General features: G+C 53.7%; 14 protein-coding genes. 8 read left to right on the forward strand and 6 right to left on the reverse strand.

The window, feature by feature from the left end:
- Nucleotides 1-4 precede the first annotated feature (4 nt).
- Genes HV127_RS20385 through HV127_RS20395 form a run of 3 tightly spaced genes read right to left on the reverse strand, consistent with a single transcriptional unit; the run spans nt 5 to nt 3,279 of the window.
- Nucleotides 5-835: an ABC transporter substrate-binding protein gene (locus HV127_RS20385; protein ID WP_182238273.1), complete on the reverse strand. Its 831-nt coding sequence runs from the start codon at nt 833-835 to the stop codon at nt 5-7.
- Nucleotides 836-858: 23 nt separating this feature from the next.
- The gene (locus HV127_RS20390; protein WP_182238275.1) at nt 859-1,731 is read right to left on the reverse strand and encodes a phytanoyl-CoA dioxygenase family protein; all 873 of its coding nucleotides are present in this window, start codon (nt 1,729-1,731) and stop codon (nt 859-861) included.
- 27 nt (nt 1,732-1,758) lie between these two features.
- The gene (locus HV127_RS20395; protein ID WP_182238277.1) at nt 1,759-3,279 is read right to left on the reverse strand and encodes an amino acid ABC transporter permease/ATP-binding protein; all 1,521 of its coding nucleotides are present in this window, start codon (nt 3,277-3,279) and stop codon (nt 1,759-1,761) included.
- A 486-nt stretch (nt 3,280-3,765) separates the two neighbouring features.
- On the opposite strand from HV127_RS20395, the gene HV127_RS20400 reads away from it, so the two are divergent.
- The 7 genes from HV127_RS20400 (at nt 3,766) to HV127_RS20430 (ending at nt 10,791) form a co-directional block, all read left to right on the forward strand.
- A complete protein-coding gene (locus HV127_RS20400) occupies nt 3,766-4,680 on the forward strand; it encodes a LysR substrate-binding domain-containing protein (RefSeq protein ID WP_182238279.1) in 915 nt (304 codons plus the stop codon).
- A gap of 169 nt (nt 4,681-4,849) precedes the next feature.
- A complete protein-coding gene (locus HV127_RS20405; RefSeq protein WP_182238282.1) occupies nt 4,850-6,109 on the forward strand; it encodes an NAD(P)/FAD-dependent oxidoreductase in 1,260 nt (419 codons plus the stop codon).
- A 23-nt stretch (nt 6,110-6,132) separates the two neighbouring features.
- Complete coding sequence (locus HV127_RS20410) at nt 6,133-6,567, forward strand: RidA family protein (RefSeq protein ID WP_139538064.1); 435 nt, start codon at nt 6,133-6,135, stop codon at nt 6,565-6,567.
- A complete protein-coding gene (locus HV127_RS20415; protein WP_182238284.1) occupies nt 6,564-7,238 on the forward strand; it encodes a DUF1028 domain-containing protein in 675 nt (224 codons plus the stop codon). Before HV127_RS20410 ends, HV127_RS20415 begins: the two co-directional genes overlap by 4 nt.
- A complete protein-coding gene (gene argE / locus HV127_RS20420; RefSeq protein WP_182238286.1) occupies nt 7,231-8,400 on the forward strand; it encodes an acetylornithine deacetylase in 1,170 nt (389 codons plus the stop codon). The genes HV127_RS20415 and argE overlap by 8 nt, the downstream gene beginning before the upstream one ends.
- Before the next feature lie 23 nt (nt 8,401-8,423).
- Entirely contained in the window at nt 8,424-9,239 is an 816-nt protein-coding gene (locus HV127_RS20425; protein ID WP_182238288.1) for a phytanoyl-CoA dioxygenase family protein, read from the forward strand.
- A gap of 568 nt (nt 9,240-9,807) precedes the next feature.
- Complete coding sequence (locus tag HV127_RS20430; RefSeq protein WP_182238290.1) at nt 9,808-10,791, forward strand: hypothetical protein; 984 nt, start codon at nt 9,808-9,810, stop codon at nt 10,789-10,791.
- Between the two features lie 227 nt (nt 10,792-11,018).
- Here the strand turns inward: HV127_RS20430 and gap are convergent, their stop codons facing one another.
- The gene (gene gap / locus HV127_RS20435) at nt 11,019-12,029 is read right to left on the reverse strand and encodes a type I glyceraldehyde-3-phosphate dehydrogenase (RefSeq protein WP_182238292.1); all 1,011 of its coding nucleotides are present in this window, start codon (nt 12,027-12,029) and stop codon (nt 11,019-11,021) included.
- Nucleotides 12,030-12,107: 78 nt separating this feature from the next.
- Nucleotides 12,108-13,088, reverse strand: a complete 981-nt coding sequence (locus HV127_RS20440) for a helix-turn-helix domain-containing protein (RefSeq protein ID WP_182238294.1) — start codon at nt 13,086-13,088, stop codon at nt 12,108-12,110.
- Nucleotides 13,089-13,456: 368 nt separating this feature from the next.
- On the opposite strand from HV127_RS20440, the gene HV127_RS20445 reads away from it, so the two are divergent.
- Nucleotides 13,457-14,203 carry an SDR family oxidoreductase gene (locus HV127_RS20445; RefSeq protein ID WP_182238296.1) on the forward strand — a complete coding sequence of 249 codons (747 nt, stop codon included), beginning with the start codon at nt 13,457-13,459 and terminating at the stop codon, nt 14,201-14,203.
- A 187-nt stretch (nt 14,204-14,390) separates the two neighbouring features.
- On the opposite strand, the gene HV127_RS20450 is transcribed toward HV127_RS20445, so the two are convergent.
- On the reverse strand, nt 14,391-15,374 hold the full coding sequence (locus tag HV127_RS20450) for an alpha/beta fold hydrolase (RefSeq protein WP_182238298.1): 984 nt from the start codon (nt 15,372-15,374) through the stop codon (nt 14,391-14,393).
- Nucleotides 15,375-15,384 lie beyond the last annotated feature (10 nt).

Consider the following 15,384-nt stretch of genomic DNA (forward strand, 5'->3'; position numbering starts at 1 on the left):
ATAATTACTCCGCTTTTGGCATCAGGGTTTGCAGATCCTCTTGCGTCGGTGCCTGGAAGTTGTATTTCTTCAGTAACGCAGCGTATTCCGGCGTGGCGCTGTATTTCTTCAGGCCTTCTTCCAGTGCGGTTTTCACCTCACTGTTGCCTTTTTTCACCCCAAAACCGTTCAGCACCGGGTAAATCAGCGTTTCCGATGAGATAACCACCCGATCGCCAAGCTTATCAATGACGCCGCGCGCCACAGCCGCATCGGTGATTTGCGCCTCTACCGCCCGCGACAGCAGCGCCTGAGTGGTTTGCGGGTCGGTGGTGTATTCACTGAGCGCAATCGGCTTCAGGCCCTTTTTCACGCAGTAATCTGTGGAGAGCTTTTGCAATTGCGCCAACCATGAGGTGGCTCCCATGGAACCAATTTTGTGGCCGCAAAACTCTTCCGGCGTTTTCGGCTGATAATCGCTGCCTTTCAGCGCGAGGATTGCTTCGCCGCTCTTCAGATAGGGCACCATATCGATAACCTTCAAACGTTCGGCGGTGATGTACATCGACGAGTTGGTGATATCAAAACGCCCGCCCTGTAAGCCCGGAATTAAATTCGGAAAACGGGTATCAATATTCACCGCCTCGCGGCCCATGGTTTTCGCCAGTCCGGCAAGGAACTCGATGTCGAATCCGGCGGGTTTGTTGTTTTCCATATATTCATACGGAAAAAAGGTCATATCTGAACCCGCGGTGATTTTTCCCGGCTGCTGGAAGGCCAGCGCGCTAAAGGACGTCAGGGCTCCGGTGGCACAAAGAAGCAGGGCCGCAGGGCGCAAAGCATTAATACGTTTCATACAACCTCCAGGGAGTGGGCAAATTACATGCTGGCGCGATCGGTACCGGCCTGCTGGACGAAAAAGGATGCGCCGCGCGGTTTTTGCGGCAGGCGTAAATGATTAACGGTACTGCGCACCAGGCCGCTCTCTTCACCGGCAACCATCTGACCGGCATGAATGCTGGGTAGCGGATTTTCGCCATACGGCAGGGCGTCCTCCGCTGCATACACGCTGATAAACAGCGTACGCGGCAGGTCGGTTTCATTCGGGCTGGAGGCGTGGAGCAGGCGAGTGTGCATAAAACATACCGATCCCGATGGCCCAAAACAGGCTTGCGGCTGTTGGCAGTGGGCCGCTTCAACCTGCGGGTCCACCGAGCCGGTAAAGCGCGCGTTTTGCCAGTGGGACCACAGCGGTCCCTGATGGCTGCCCGGCACCACGTTGAGCGGGCCATTTTCCGGCGTCACTTCACTGACCATTAGCAGGGCGGTGATGATGTCGTCGTTACTGTGCGGGGTAAACAGAAAATCCTGATGCCATTTTACCTGCGTTGCGGTGTGCGGCAGTTTGGAGTTTATTTTGCTGTGATGAAAACGCGTTCCGCTGCCGCCGATAAGCTGACCGGCAATCGCCGCCATCTTTGAATCTAGCGCGGCGTGGCAGTAGGCGGCGGAAATCTCCGTGGGCGAACTTACCCGGCGCAGCGAAGGGTGGTGGGCCGCGTGATCGCTTTCCAGATCGAAACGCGGTCGACCGTCGAGAGTTTCCCCCCAGACTTCGCTATGCTGCCGACTCTCTTCGACCCAGGCGTCGAAATCGGCTTGCAACAGAGCGACTTCCTCTGCGTTAAGCACCTCTTCGACGACCAGAAAGCCCTGCTGATGAAACTGTTCGATTTGCCACTGCGCAATCATAATCTTCTCCTTTGAGGAACGGAGGCGTTAAGCCAAAGAGACATCTTTCAGGAAGGCATCCACGCGCGGGTGTTGGCCGTCGCGCATTGCCGCAGGCGTGTCGTCGCAGACCACGCGACCTTTTTCCATAAACACAATTCGGTCGGAAACCTTGAAGGCAAAATTCATCTCATGGGTGACGATCACCATGGTGATGCCTTCATGAGCCAGTGATTCGATAACCTGTAGCACCTCGTTAACTTTTTCCGGATCCAGCGCCGAGGTGGGTTCATCAAACAGCATAATTTGCGGGCGCATCATCAGCGCGCGGGCAATCGCCACCCGCTGCTGCTGGCCGCCGGAAAGCTGATGCGGATACTTCCACGCGTGTTCCAGCATGCCGACTTTATGCAGCAGTTCGCAGGCGTGCTGTTTCAGCTCGCCTTCGCTGGCCAGATGGTGATAGCGCGGCGCCAGCAGCAGGTTGCCGAGAACGGTCAGGTGGGGGAACAGGTTGAAGCTCTGGAATACCATGCCGATATTCTGGCGATGTTCGCTGTTCTCCATAAAACGCGGCTTCTGTTGTCCCTGCCGATCCAGGTGAATAAAAGGTTGTCCGTTGATTTTGATCTCACCGTTATCGATCTGCTCAAGACCGTTTAGCAGGCGAATCAGCGTCGTTTTACCGGAACCAGACGGGCCGATTACGGAAACCACCTCACCGGGCTGAATTTGTAGGCTGACCGCGCCCAGCACTTCGACATTGTTATAGGCTTTATGCAGCTTTGAGGCCTGTAGCGCGGGTTCCTGCGCCAAACTGACGCTGCGGGCCATCGCCGGACGCCGGACCGTCGCCAGTCGCTGCATTTCCTCATCCACCGGGCGCGTGGTTTTGCGCTGAGTGACATCGAGCCAGGTCTCCAGGCGTTTGAGCAGGAAATCAAAGACCGTGACGATCAGGATGTAATAAAACGCCACCGCCGCCATGGTCTCCATCACCAGGAAATTCTGCGAATAGAGGCGCTGGCCGACCATTAAGATTTCGGTCAGAGAGATGACTGATACCAGCGAGCTGAGCTTGACGATGGCAATATACTCATTGGCCAATGCAGGCAGGGCCACGCGCAGCGCCTGTGGGATCACCACCCGCCACTGGGTTCCGGCATAGCGCAGCCCGAGCGCGCGAGCGGCTTCGCTTTGTCCTTTAGGGATCGACAGCAGCCCGCCGCGATGGATTTCAGCGATGTAGGCGGCCTCGCTAAGTACCATCGCCAGCAGCCCTGCCCAGAACGGGTCGTTCAGCACCGGCGCAAATGACGGCAGCGCCTGGGGCATGTTGTAGACAAAAATCAGCAGCACCAGCAGCGGCATACTGCGAAACAGCCAGATATAGAGGCGGGCAGGCACATTAAACAGCTTGCGCGTCGACTGTTTTGCCAGCGCCAGAATAAATCCCAGCACAATACTGAAAGCCCAGGTCAGCAAACTTAATTTGATGACGGTCCAGGTGGCCTGCCAAAAATCGACATCGCTGAGCAGGCTTAACATATAGTTCCAGTTAAACGTCATGGGCTATTTCACTCGCCATCATTAACGGAAATTAAGGCGACTCCAATGTTCTAAAATGGGGAATCGCCAGCGTTCATATTGCAATGACACTATGCTGGCAGTATTCCACTGGAGGCAATTAGTAAATTTTTGGCCTTTAAGTTTAAAAAAACTATACAGCAATATTAACCTTAAGTAATTCAACGCAATTAATGAGAAACAGTATTGAAACAACTTAAAAACAATCACTGTTGTTTTTAACCCGAATTTCCCATGAAATGAAAATTTGCGCAATAGTGGGGCGTGTCGTGAGCCAATAAGGTGCAGAGCGAGACTTTATGGTGCAATCGGGTAAATATCACTCAAGGAATAAGAAGCGAAGAAATAGAGTTAGCGACTGGCCAATCAATATTTTAATCAAAATCGGTATGGCACGAGGCTTGCAGGTTGCATATCGGAAAACTAAGCCTGATTGCAGTAAGACAATATTTTATCAATGGTGACGCTATGAACCGATTTACCCTTAAACAGCTAAAGTATTTCGTGACGGTGGTGGAAACGGAGAGTATTGCCGAGGCCTCCCGCCAGCTGCACATTGCTCAGCCATCAATCTCGATTGCGATTAAAAACCTTGAAAGCACTTTCGACCAGCAGTTGTTTATCCGCCATCATGCGCAGGGTGTTTCCCTGACCTCTGGCGGACGGCGTTTCTACGATAAAGCTAAAGAGCTACTGCGGCTGTCGTATGAGTTTGAACAGAATTCGCGGGCGGATAAAGAGCTGGTTTCCGGGACTATTTCTGTGGGTTGCTTTGAATCCGTTGCGCCGTTGTATATGCCAAAATTGGTAGCCGGGTTTAAAAAAATGTATCCCGAAATCACCCTCCAGCTCTACGATGGCGAACAGCACGAACTGATGCATGGCCTGCACCGTGGGCGATTCGATCTGGCGCTGGTCTACGATCTGGGATTAGGGCACTCCATTCATAAAGAGCTGCTGAATGCGCCGCATAAACCTTATGCTTTGTTGCCTGCCTCTCATCCGCTGGCGCAGAAAAAATGCGTCACGCTTCAGGAGTTAAGCCGGGAACCGATGATTTTGCTCGATGCGGTTCCCAGCAAAAACTATTTTGTCTCGATATTTAAAGAGAAAGGTTATCACCCGGAAGTTGCCTACAGTTCGCCATCTATTGAAATGGTGCGCTGCATGGTCGGGCAGGGATTAGGCTTTTCGGTACTGGTTACCCGCCCGCTTTGCGATATGACCTATGATGGTGAAAAACTGGTGCAGCTAGATATTGCCGATGAAATGCCGGCATCCACATTAATTATGGCGCATCTGACAAATAATGAACCCACGCGCCCGACGCAGCTCTTTATGGATTATTGTCGCAGCATTGAGTTAACGCCGCATCAGGACTGATTATTTTATTTGGCTAACAGGATGCATTATTTTTTATTGTTTATATAGCCTCGTAAATTTCTATTCAGAGGAACGTTTTATAATATTTTACCATTTCATCACACTTACTTAACCTGAGTTCTGTCAATTCCGGCAAATAGCCGGACAACCGTGCTTGAAGGACACAGAAATGACAGAGCAGATTACAGAAATCGATACCCTAGTGGTTGGCGCGGGACAGGCAGGCGTCGCGATGAGCGAGCATCTGACCCATCACGGCGTCCCCCATCTGGTACTGGAAAAAAAACGCATCGCTGAGGCCTGGCGCAGCGGCCGCTGGGATTCGCTGGTCGCCAACGGACCCGCCTGGCACGATCGGTTTCCCGGCATGACGTTTCCTGGCTGCGATGCCGACAGTTTTGTCGCCAAAGAGCAGATCGCCGACTACTTCGCCGCTTATGCTAAAACGTTTAATGCCCCGATACGCACCGGCGTTGAGGTGTTCAGCGCTGAACGTTTAGACGGGCGTCCGGGCTTTCGCGTCGAGACATCGCAGGGAATCATCGAGGCTCAGCGCATCGTCGCCGCCACCGGGCCATTCCAGCTCCCGACGATCCCGCCTATCGCGCCGCAGGATAGCGCAGTTCATCAAACTCATTCTGCACAATATTACAATCCGCAGCAGCTCCCGGAAGGCGGCGTACTGGTGGTTGGCGCAGGCTCTTCCGGCGTGCAAATCGCTGATGAGTTACGCCGGGCAGGGCGCGCGGTGTGGTTGTCCGTCGGCGCACACGATCGCCCGCCGCGCCGCTACCGTCAGCGTGATTTTTGCTGGTGGCTGGGAGTATTAGGGCTGTGGGATGCGCCAGCCAACCAGCCAGGAAAAGAGCACGTGACGATTGCCGTCAGCGGCGCGCGGGGCGGAAATACCGTCGATTTCCGCCAGCTAGCGCACCAGGGCATTACCCTGGTTGGCCAAACCCAATCCTTTACCGAGGGGAAAGCCTTCTTCCGCGACGATCTGGCGGACAATATTCGCCTTGGTGACGCCTCCTATCTGGCGCTGCTTGATGCCGCCGATGACTATATCGCCCGCAACGGATTGACGCTGCCAGAAGAGCCGGAGGCACGCTTCTTCCTACCCGACCCTGATTGCCTGACCCAACCGCTCGCTGAACTCGACCTGCAAAAAGCGGGCGTGTGCAGCATTATTTGGGCCACCGGATATACCACAGATTACCGTTGGCTGAAGGTGAGCGCCTTCAATGAACAGCAGCGCCCGCAGCATCATCGCGGTGTCTCCAGCGAACCGGGCGTCTATTTCCTTGGCTTACCCTGGCTTTCTCGTCGTGGCTCAACCTTTATCTGGGGCGTCTGGCACGATGCGAAATATATCGCCGATCAGATTGCCATTCAGCGCCAGTATCAACACTACCAACCCTCCTGCTAACGCCTGATTTGAGGACGCAAAATATGCCAACACATACCCGCATTCGGATGTTTAACACCAAAGAGACCTACCCGAATCAGACGCTCAACAACGATCTGTGCCAGGCGGTACGCGCAGGCAATACCGTTTACGTTCGCGGCCAGGTCGGAACCGATTTTGACGGCAACCTGATAGGTCTTGGCGACCCGCGCGCTCAGGCGGAGCAGGCGATGAAAAACGTTAAGCAACTGCTGGAAGAGGCCGGAAGCGATCTGACGCATATCGTCAAAACGACGACCTACCTTATTGACCCGCGCTATCGCGAGCCGGTGTATCAGGAAGTGGGTAAATGGCTGAAAGGCGTGTTTCCGATTTCGACCGGCGTGGTGGTGTCAGCTCTCGCGCAGCCGCAGTGGCTGATGGAAATTGATGTCACGGCGGTGATACCTGATGACTGGAATGAACAGGGGGCGTTATGACCATTTCTATTTCCGCCTTGTGCCCGGAGTCAGGTCAGCTAGGGATCGCGATTAGCTCGTCGAGCATTGCCGTCGGCGCTCGCTGCCCATGGCTGCTACCTGGCGTTGGCGCGGTATCCAGCCAGAATATTACGCTGCCCGCGCTTGGGCCGCAGATCCTTGCCGGACTGGAAGCGGGGCTCCCCCCGGAGCAGGCCCTGAAGCAGGCGCTGGGCGAAGACCGGTTTAGTGATTATCGCCAGGTGGTGGTGATCGACGCCAGCGGCGAAAGCGCCGTTTTCAGCGGCGAGCATACGCTGGGTATCTGGCAGGTGGCGCAGGGCGAGAACTGCGTAGCGGCGGGAAATATGCTCGCCAACCCGCAGGTCATTATCGCTATGACGGCGGCGTTCGAAGGTGCTACCGGTGAACTGGCCAGCCGTTTGATTACGGCTCTGCAGGCGGGAATTGATGCGGGCGGCGAAGCGGGGCCGGAGCACTCGGCGGCGCTGAAAGTGGTGGAAGATTACGCCTGGCCAGTCGTTGATTTACGCGTGGACTGGGCGGAAGAGAACCCGGTGGCGGCGCTGGAAGCTTTGTGGCTGGCCTATGAGCCGCAAATGGAAGCGTACATTACCCGCGCGCTGGACCCGCGTGAAGCGCCGACCTACGGGGTGCCGGGCGATGAGTAACCGCCTGCAGGAGATTCTCGGAGAGCTGCTGGCGTTTGATACCACCAGCCGCGAGTCGAATCTGGCACTGATTACCTGGGTCGCCGACTTTTTGCACGCGCGCGGCATAACATCACAGCTGTTTTATGATGACGAAGGACGCAAAGCGAACTTGTATGCCCGAATCGGCCCGTCGGGTCCCGGCGGCGTGATGCTCTCCGGCCATACCGACGTGGTGCCGGTGGATGGCCAGGCGTGGACGGTGCCGCCGTTTGCGCTGACCGAACGCGACGAGCGCTATTACGGTCGCGGCAGCGCGGATATGAAAGGGTTTATCGGCTGCGTTCTGGCATCGCTGGAGGCGTTTCTTGCCGCGCCGCTGCGAATGCCGCTGCATCTGGCGCTTTCTTATGATGAAGAGGTCGGCTGTCTGGGCGTGCGCAGCCTGGTAGATTTTCTCCGCGCGTCGGCTGAGAAACCGGCGCTGTGCATTATCGGCGAGCCGACAGAAATGCGTCCGGTCTATGGGCACAAAGGCAAACTCGCCATGCGCTGCTGCGTGGAGGGGCACGCCTGTCACTCAGCTTATGCTCCGCAAGGGGTTAATGCGATCAGCTATGCGGCGAAGCTGATTAACCGCCTGGATACGCTGGGTGAAAACTTCGCGCAGCAACAGGACAGCCGGTTTTCCCCGCCATCGGGCACGCTGCAGGTGGGAACCCTCCACGGCGGCGCGGCGCTGAATATCGTCCCGCAATCCTGTTGGTTCGATTTTGAAATCCGCTATTTGCCCGGCACCCGACCACAGTCGGTGACAGACGCTCTGGGCGATTATGCCTGCGAGCAGCTTCTCCCGACAATGAGCAAGGTGGCGCAGAGTTGCGATATCCGTTTCCAGCCGCTGAGCCACTATCCGGGACTGTTGAGCGACCCGCAGTCGGACTTTGCCCGCTGGCTGGCGCAGTGGTGCGGCAACGACAGTTTCACAACGGTTGCCTACGGTACCGAAGGCGGCCTGTTTGATGAGGCGGGCATTGCGACGCTCATTTGCGGGCCGGGCAGCATGGAGCAGGGCCATAAGGCGGACGAGTATATCAGCATCTCCCAGACGGAACGCTGTATGGCGATGTTGAAAAACCTTTGCGCGTGGATGCGCGCCGATACCCCCGATTCTCTCACCTGATCTATCAACACAGGATGGCGACTATGCAAAACCAGCACTCCCCGCGTATTGATCAACAGACCATCGACCGCTGGCAGGCGGATGGCGTGGTGCTACTCAAGGGCGTATTTACGCCGTGGATCGAGAGCTTGTCGGGCGGCGTCGCCGCGCTGATGGCAAATCCCAGCGAGTATGGTCATGCGCGAACGGTGATCCCAAAGGACGGTTCCGCGCCGTTTTTTCAGGACTACTGCAACTGGGCGCGGATCCCGGAATTTACGGATTTTGTGTTTCAGTCTCCGGCGGCGGAAATCGCCGCGGCGCTGATGGGCTCGCAGACGGCGAAGTTTTTCCACGAACACACGCTAGTGAAACAGCCTGGCGGCAGTACCGTTACGCCATGGCATCACGATCAGCCCTATTACTGCGTGGAAGGGCGGCAGAACGTGAGCTTATGGATCCCACTGGATCCGGTGGCGGAGGAGATTTCACTGCGCTGCATTCGTGGTTCACATCTGTGGGATGACGAATTCAGCCCAACGCGGTTTAACGGTTCAAAGCTCTACGCACACACGCGCTTTAAAGAGCTGCCGGATATTGATGCCCATGAGGAGGATTATGACATTGTGAGCTGGGCGCTGGAGCCGGGCGATGCGGTGGCGTTTCATTTTCGTACGCTGCATGGGGCAAAGGGGAATTCAACCGCGCGTTCGCGCCGGGTTTTTTCCGCTCGGTGGGTGGGGGACGATGCCACTTTCGCCGATCGTGGCGGGGTGACATCGCCGCCGTTTCCAGGCCTTAAGCTGCGCGACGGCGAGCCGCTGGTCGCCGATGAATTTCCGCAGGTATGGCCACGGTAACGATGATAAGGCCGGCTGGGCAATGGGCGAGAAGCGAACATTCCCCGCGCGGCTCTTGTGGCCAGGTTGATAGGTAAACCTGGCTGCAGTAAGGCAATTTATTACGTTTAAATCTGGCGTATTAAATAATCAATAATACAAATAGAAATATACGCCATTTTTAATAAATGCAAGTATTCAGAGGATGACTGCCACAAAAATAAGATAATTCCAGAGAGGTTAAGAGTGTTTGCCTATAATGGACATTATCGCGGAAAATTCACCTTCAAATATATTCTCATTATTTACAGTTAGTTACACTTGCAATGTGATATTTTGGGCGATAAAAAATGGTTAAAATAATATCTTCTACTAATATCAAATTGTTGATTAAATTCATGCATCGTTAATTCGTATTAATTTAGATGGTTGGCTTTATATCGATTCGCCCGCAATTCAAGCGGTAGTGATAGCTGCTTCGTTTATTACCCAATTCGATGTTGCCATAGATCTGGCAGGTAAACTTCTGCTGTGGACGTTTGTGCAATACGGCTTCGGGACTAAAGAGTTATTTTAAAGGACAACGTAAATGACGAATATCTACGAATCTACCCATTTAGGCAATCAGGAACCCGCCAGGCACTTGCCTGCCGCCGCTGTAAACAGCGCAAGCGCGGTATCATGGGGGGCAATATTTGCAGGCGCAGCTGCAGCGGCTTCGTTGGCGCTGATGTTGCTTATGCTTGGCGCTGGATTAGGCCTTACCTCCATTTCCCCTTGGGAAAATCACGGCCTTGCGGCGGGTACCGTAGGCATTGCCGCTATCGCATGGCTGACATTTACACAAATCGTGGCATCAGGAATGGGGGGATACCTGGCCGGACGCCTTCGTACGAAATGGGTTGATACTCATACCAATGAAGTTTATTTTCGCGATACTGCGCATGGTTTTTTGACGTGGGCCGTTGCATTGCTTGTATCCGCAGTCCTTTTGACCACAACCATCAGTTCCCTCATCGGCGGTAGCGCAAAAGTGGTGGGCTCCGTTGCTGGGGGCGCGACGGCAACCGCCATGAATAATGCGGGAGACGAATCCTCTGTGCTGTCGAAGTCATCGATGGAGTATTTTACCCGCTCACTTTTTAAGGCGACCGGTCCCACCCCGACAGAAAACAGCGGACTTCCTGCAAATTCATCAGGTAATGACGTCATGGCAATGAATCAGCCTGCGCCGCCAAGAGCCGAGTCACCAGCGCAATTAGCAGAGGTTACGGGTATTTTTGCTAACAGTATTTATTCTGGCGCGCTTCCCCCCGATGATCTGGCCTACGTTGCACAGCTAGTGTCCCAAAATACTGGCATCAGTCAGAAAGAGGCCGAGCAACGTGTTCAGTCTGTTTATGATAAAGCGCAGGCCAATTTGAAAGAGGCAAAAAATAAAGCGCAGCAGGCCGCAGATACTGCCAGAAAAACCACTAGCTATGTCACCCTGTGGTCATTTATTTCTCTGTTAATCGGTGCGTTTGTCGCCAGCCTCTGCGCAACCTATGGCGGCCGTCAGCGTGATTTATAGCTTTCAATATTCATTATGAAGGAGGAACCTATGCGTTCAATATTGCTTTTCTTTCTGGGTGTGCCTATTCCTATCATTATTTTGATCGCGTTATTTGTGCACTAAATATTTTCCAGCACGACAGGAATACCTGATCAGAAAATATTTGCATTCCGCACATTGCCGTAAAAGCATAAATGCTCCTAGAAGGCATTTATGCTTTTTAGATTGAGTGCGAGAGCAGGGGGTTAGCGTTCACGCCTTGCCATCATCAGCGCCAGGTCGACGAGGCGGTTTGAGAATCCCCATTCGTTGTCGTACCACGCCAGAATTTTGACCATATTGCCGCCAATCACCAGCGTTGACAGACCGTCGATAATGGAAGAGCGCGGGTCACCCTGGTAGTCGCTTGAGACGAGCGGTTCATCACTATAGCCGAGGATCCCTTTCAGTGGTCCCGCTGCGGCGGCTTCACGAAACGCATTATTGACCTCTTCTGTCGTTACATCCCGCTCAAGCGTCACGGTCAGGTCGACAATGGATACCACCGGAACCGGTACGCGCAGCGAATAACCGGTTAAGCGGCCATCCAGCTCAGGGATGACTTTACCCAGCGCCTTTGCGGCGCCGCTGGAATAAGGCACTATCGACAGTGCAGCGGCGCGGGCACCACGCAGGTCTTTTTCCGGCTGGTCGTGCAGCGCCTGGCTGTTGGTGTAGGCGTGGGTGGTGTTCATCAGACCATGCTTAATACCAAAATGCTGGTGCAGAACCTGTGCGGCAGGTGCCAGGCCGTTAGTCGTACAGCTCCCGTTGCTGACAACAAAGTGTTTATCCGGGGAGTAGAGCCCATCGTTAACGCCCATCACGATGGTTAAATCGTCGTTTTTACCGGGAGCGGAGATAATCACGCGCTTTGCGCCACCGCTGTGAATATGCACCGCCGCTTTGTCATGATCTGTGAAGAAGCCGGTAGCTTCAATGACGATATCGACTTCACGCTCATGCCACGGGATGTTGGCCGGATCGCGTTCGCTGAACACGGTAATGGGTTTACCGTCAACCACCAGTTGCCCCTCACCGGCGGTAACGTCGGCGTCGAGTTTTCCGAGCAGCGAGTCGTATTTCAGCAGATGCGCCAGCGTTTTACTGTCTGTCAGATCGTTGATGGCCACAATCTGAATATCCGGGTTACCCAGTGCAGCACGCAGTACGTTACGTCCGATACGGCCAAAACCGTTAATACCGACCTTTACCATGATCAACTCCTTATCTGTTGTCTCTGGAGCTAATGTAGGCCGGTCAGCGTTTGGCGTAAATGACAAAAAAGGATCACTTTACGCCATTTTACGACAGTGAAAGCGTTGGCGATATTCACCCGGTGTGAGGTGGAGCTGTTTTTCAAACAGCCGCCGCAGGTTAATGCTGCTGCCAAATCCCGTTTGTTCGGCGATACGCTCCAGCGTCTCGTTGGTTTGCTCCAGACGCTGCCGGGCAGCGGCGAGACGGGCTTCGGCGACGTAGCGCGCCGGAGATGCGCCGGTTTCACGGGTAAATACGCGGGTGAAATTTCGCGGACTCATGGCGACTTTTTCCGCCAGTTTGTCCACGCTAAGGTCGGCGGTGAGGTTCTCAAGCAACCAGGCCAGCAGATCGTTAATAGGGCCCAGAGTGCTGGTTTGTTGAAGGTTGTAGCGGCTAAATTGCAGCTGGCCGCCGGGACGGCGCAGATACATGACGAAGTCCTGAGCGATGTCGCGCGCCAGGCTGAAGCCGTAATCCTCTTCAACCAGCGCTAGCGTCAGGTCGAAGCCGGAGCTGACCCCGCCTGAGGTCCAGATGTGTTCGTCCTGAATGTAGAGCGGACCGCCTTCGACGCGCACCTGAGGATATTCTGCCTGCAGGGTTTCCAGTAGCTTCCAGTGGGTGGTGGCGCGCCTGCCATCCAGCAGCCCGGTTTGCGCCAGCAGCATCGCACCGCCGCAAATGGAGGCAATGCGGCGAGCATGGGGAGCGGCAAGACGCAGCCAGTCAACCACCGCAATCCCTTCCTGCGGGTTTTGACCTCTGCCGGTGATAATAATGGTATCGAGAGGCTCGCGCGGGTCTATCTCATGCAGACGATGATCGGCCAGTAGATTTAAACCGGACTGACCATGGATCACCTGATGCGGCTGGGTTGTCGCTAGCTGGACCTGATAACAGATGTCCGTAGCGCCTTCCGGATGCAGACGGTTGGCCTGCATCAGAATGTCGGCAATACCTGCGGATTCAAACAACATGCCGCCATCGGGGACAATGATGAGTATTTTTTTCATGTCCTGAAAAGTAATCTTTTTACAGAATAAGTCAACAGGGCATATGCAGAGGGCATCTTTCCTGCTGCGGTGAGGTGGCTTGTGCTGGTTGTTTGATATTGAGTGGACGGGGTCGTCGGCTGATGTGCGTTGCTGGCGCAAACTTGTCCGTGGTAACGGCTAAGGGCTGCTTTGAGCGAAGCGGACTTTGCATTGTATTTAACTCACATTAATGAGCTGTACTCATAATCGCTATAAATTTATGCGCATTATCGAATTAATGCTCCACTGCTAAGATTATCCCTGTTCAGGAACGTGTCACTGAAGTCTGAAGAATCTTAGTCTGATAGTGATGACAACAGCCTTTCCCCTATTCAGGAATAGTAAAAATGACAGATAACATCATAGGAAAAGTAATTGTAATCACTGGCGCATCAAGCGGTATGGGTGAGGCGGCTGCACGTCATCTTGCTGAAAAAGGAGCAAAGGTTGTGATGGCAGCGCGGAGAATAGACCGCATAGAGGCTATTGCGAGTGAGCTCCAAAAGCAGAATAAAGAAGCAATCGCCGTCGCAACCGATGTGACGAAACTTGATGACGTAAACAACCTTATTGAGACAACAGTCAACAAATTCGGTCGTGTTGATGTGCTTATCAATAATGCCGGCCTGATGCCACTTTCCCGCCTTGAACAGGGAAATGTTGATGAATGGAATCAGATGATTGATGTCAATCTGCGCGGGGTTCTACACGGGATTGCTGCGGTGCTGCCTTATATGAAATCACAAAAAACAGGTCATATCATTAACACCGCATCTGTTGCTGCACACCTTGTCTTCCAGAGCTCAGCTGTCTATTCAGCGACAAAATTTGCTGTCCGTGCTTTAACAGAGGGTTTGCGCCAGGAAATGGCGGCACATAATATCCGTGTCACGTTAGTCTCTCCCGGTGCAGTTAAAACAGAACTGCTGGAGCATATAACAGATGAAGACGTGAAGGCGGCAAATCAGGATTACGTTGAAAATGTCGGCGTGCCAGCAGAAACCTATGCACGCATGGTAGCCTTCGCTATTAATGAACCAGAAGATGTTGGTGTGAGTGAAATTATTTTCAGACCAACGGCTCAGGAATTGTAATTAGGTTTAGTGGCGGCGACTGGAGAAAAACAACCAGAGTTTAGGCTTTCAAGTTCGGCATACCCCGTATGCCTTTTCCGTAGCCTAAAAACATGATTTTTCTTGCTCCTGACTACGCGAAATGTCCGCTCCCAGCACGAAGCAGACCCTATGTGAGGGAGTTCATTTGCCGAGAGCAGAGCAGCTATTACTTTTCGGGAAAAGGTGAGTTGTGGTTCAGGAAATGCTCAATCGAGTCGATTAAACCGGGAGCTAAGGGGAGTGCGGGTTCAGCGTATGAGGCGATATTCGCCTTGCGATCGTCCGAAGCCACCTCTTTCATAACATGGTTCATATTGGGCAGTATAACCAGGGACACTTGAGGATTCGCGGCCTTAAGCAATCTTGCATCCGTTTCTTCCACCTGGAGATCACGTTGCCCTTGTAGCACTAACACGGGTTTGGAAATCCTCGAAATGAGATGACCCGGATTATATGAAAACGCATTGATCAAAAAACCCTGAACCGCAGGATTAAAGAGACTTTGTAGTGCTGGGTGCATATTCGTAATATCGACTCGCCGCCGATGCTCCAGAGCATCAATTATCGGCAGTGCCTGCTTTAATAGTATTTCGTTTTCCGGATTAGCGTTAAGTTGCCCCCTCAACACCTCGCCCATCCGCCTCCCGGGCGTTGCGATAAGAACCACGCCGCACACATCCTCTTCTTGAGCCGAGGCAAGTGCGACTACGCCCCCTTCGCTGTGTCCTAAAACCCAAATACAGGGAGTGTGCATGTGACGTTTAAGCACGTCTACCCAGGATCGAACGTCGTCAACATAGTCAGCAATCGTCACCGCATTGGCATCCTCTACGGCCATTGCGCTAGCGAACATTCCACGTTTGTCGATACGAAGCGTCGCAAAGCCTTTGGCAGCCAGGCCTTCAGCAAGAAGTCGGTAAGGCGATGCATTCACACCAAGCGGGTTGTTTCCATCCTGATCGGTCGGTCCGGAGCCAGGAACGATAAGAACAACGGCTGTTGGTTTTGAATTCGGGGTAAGTAACGTGCCTTTCAAAGGGCCTTTTGGTCCAGCGGCATCCAGGGAAGTTTCGGAGAAGGTCACCGGTACTGCTGCCAGACTCACAAATGGGCAAGCGCTCAAAATGGCAATGGAGGCGGCAATATTCATCGGAGAGGTT

Source organism: Klebsiella sp. RHBSTW-00215 (genome assembly GCF_014103785.1).
Lineage (GTDB): Bacteria > Pseudomonadota > Gammaproteobacteria > Enterobacterales > Enterobacteriaceae > Klebsiella.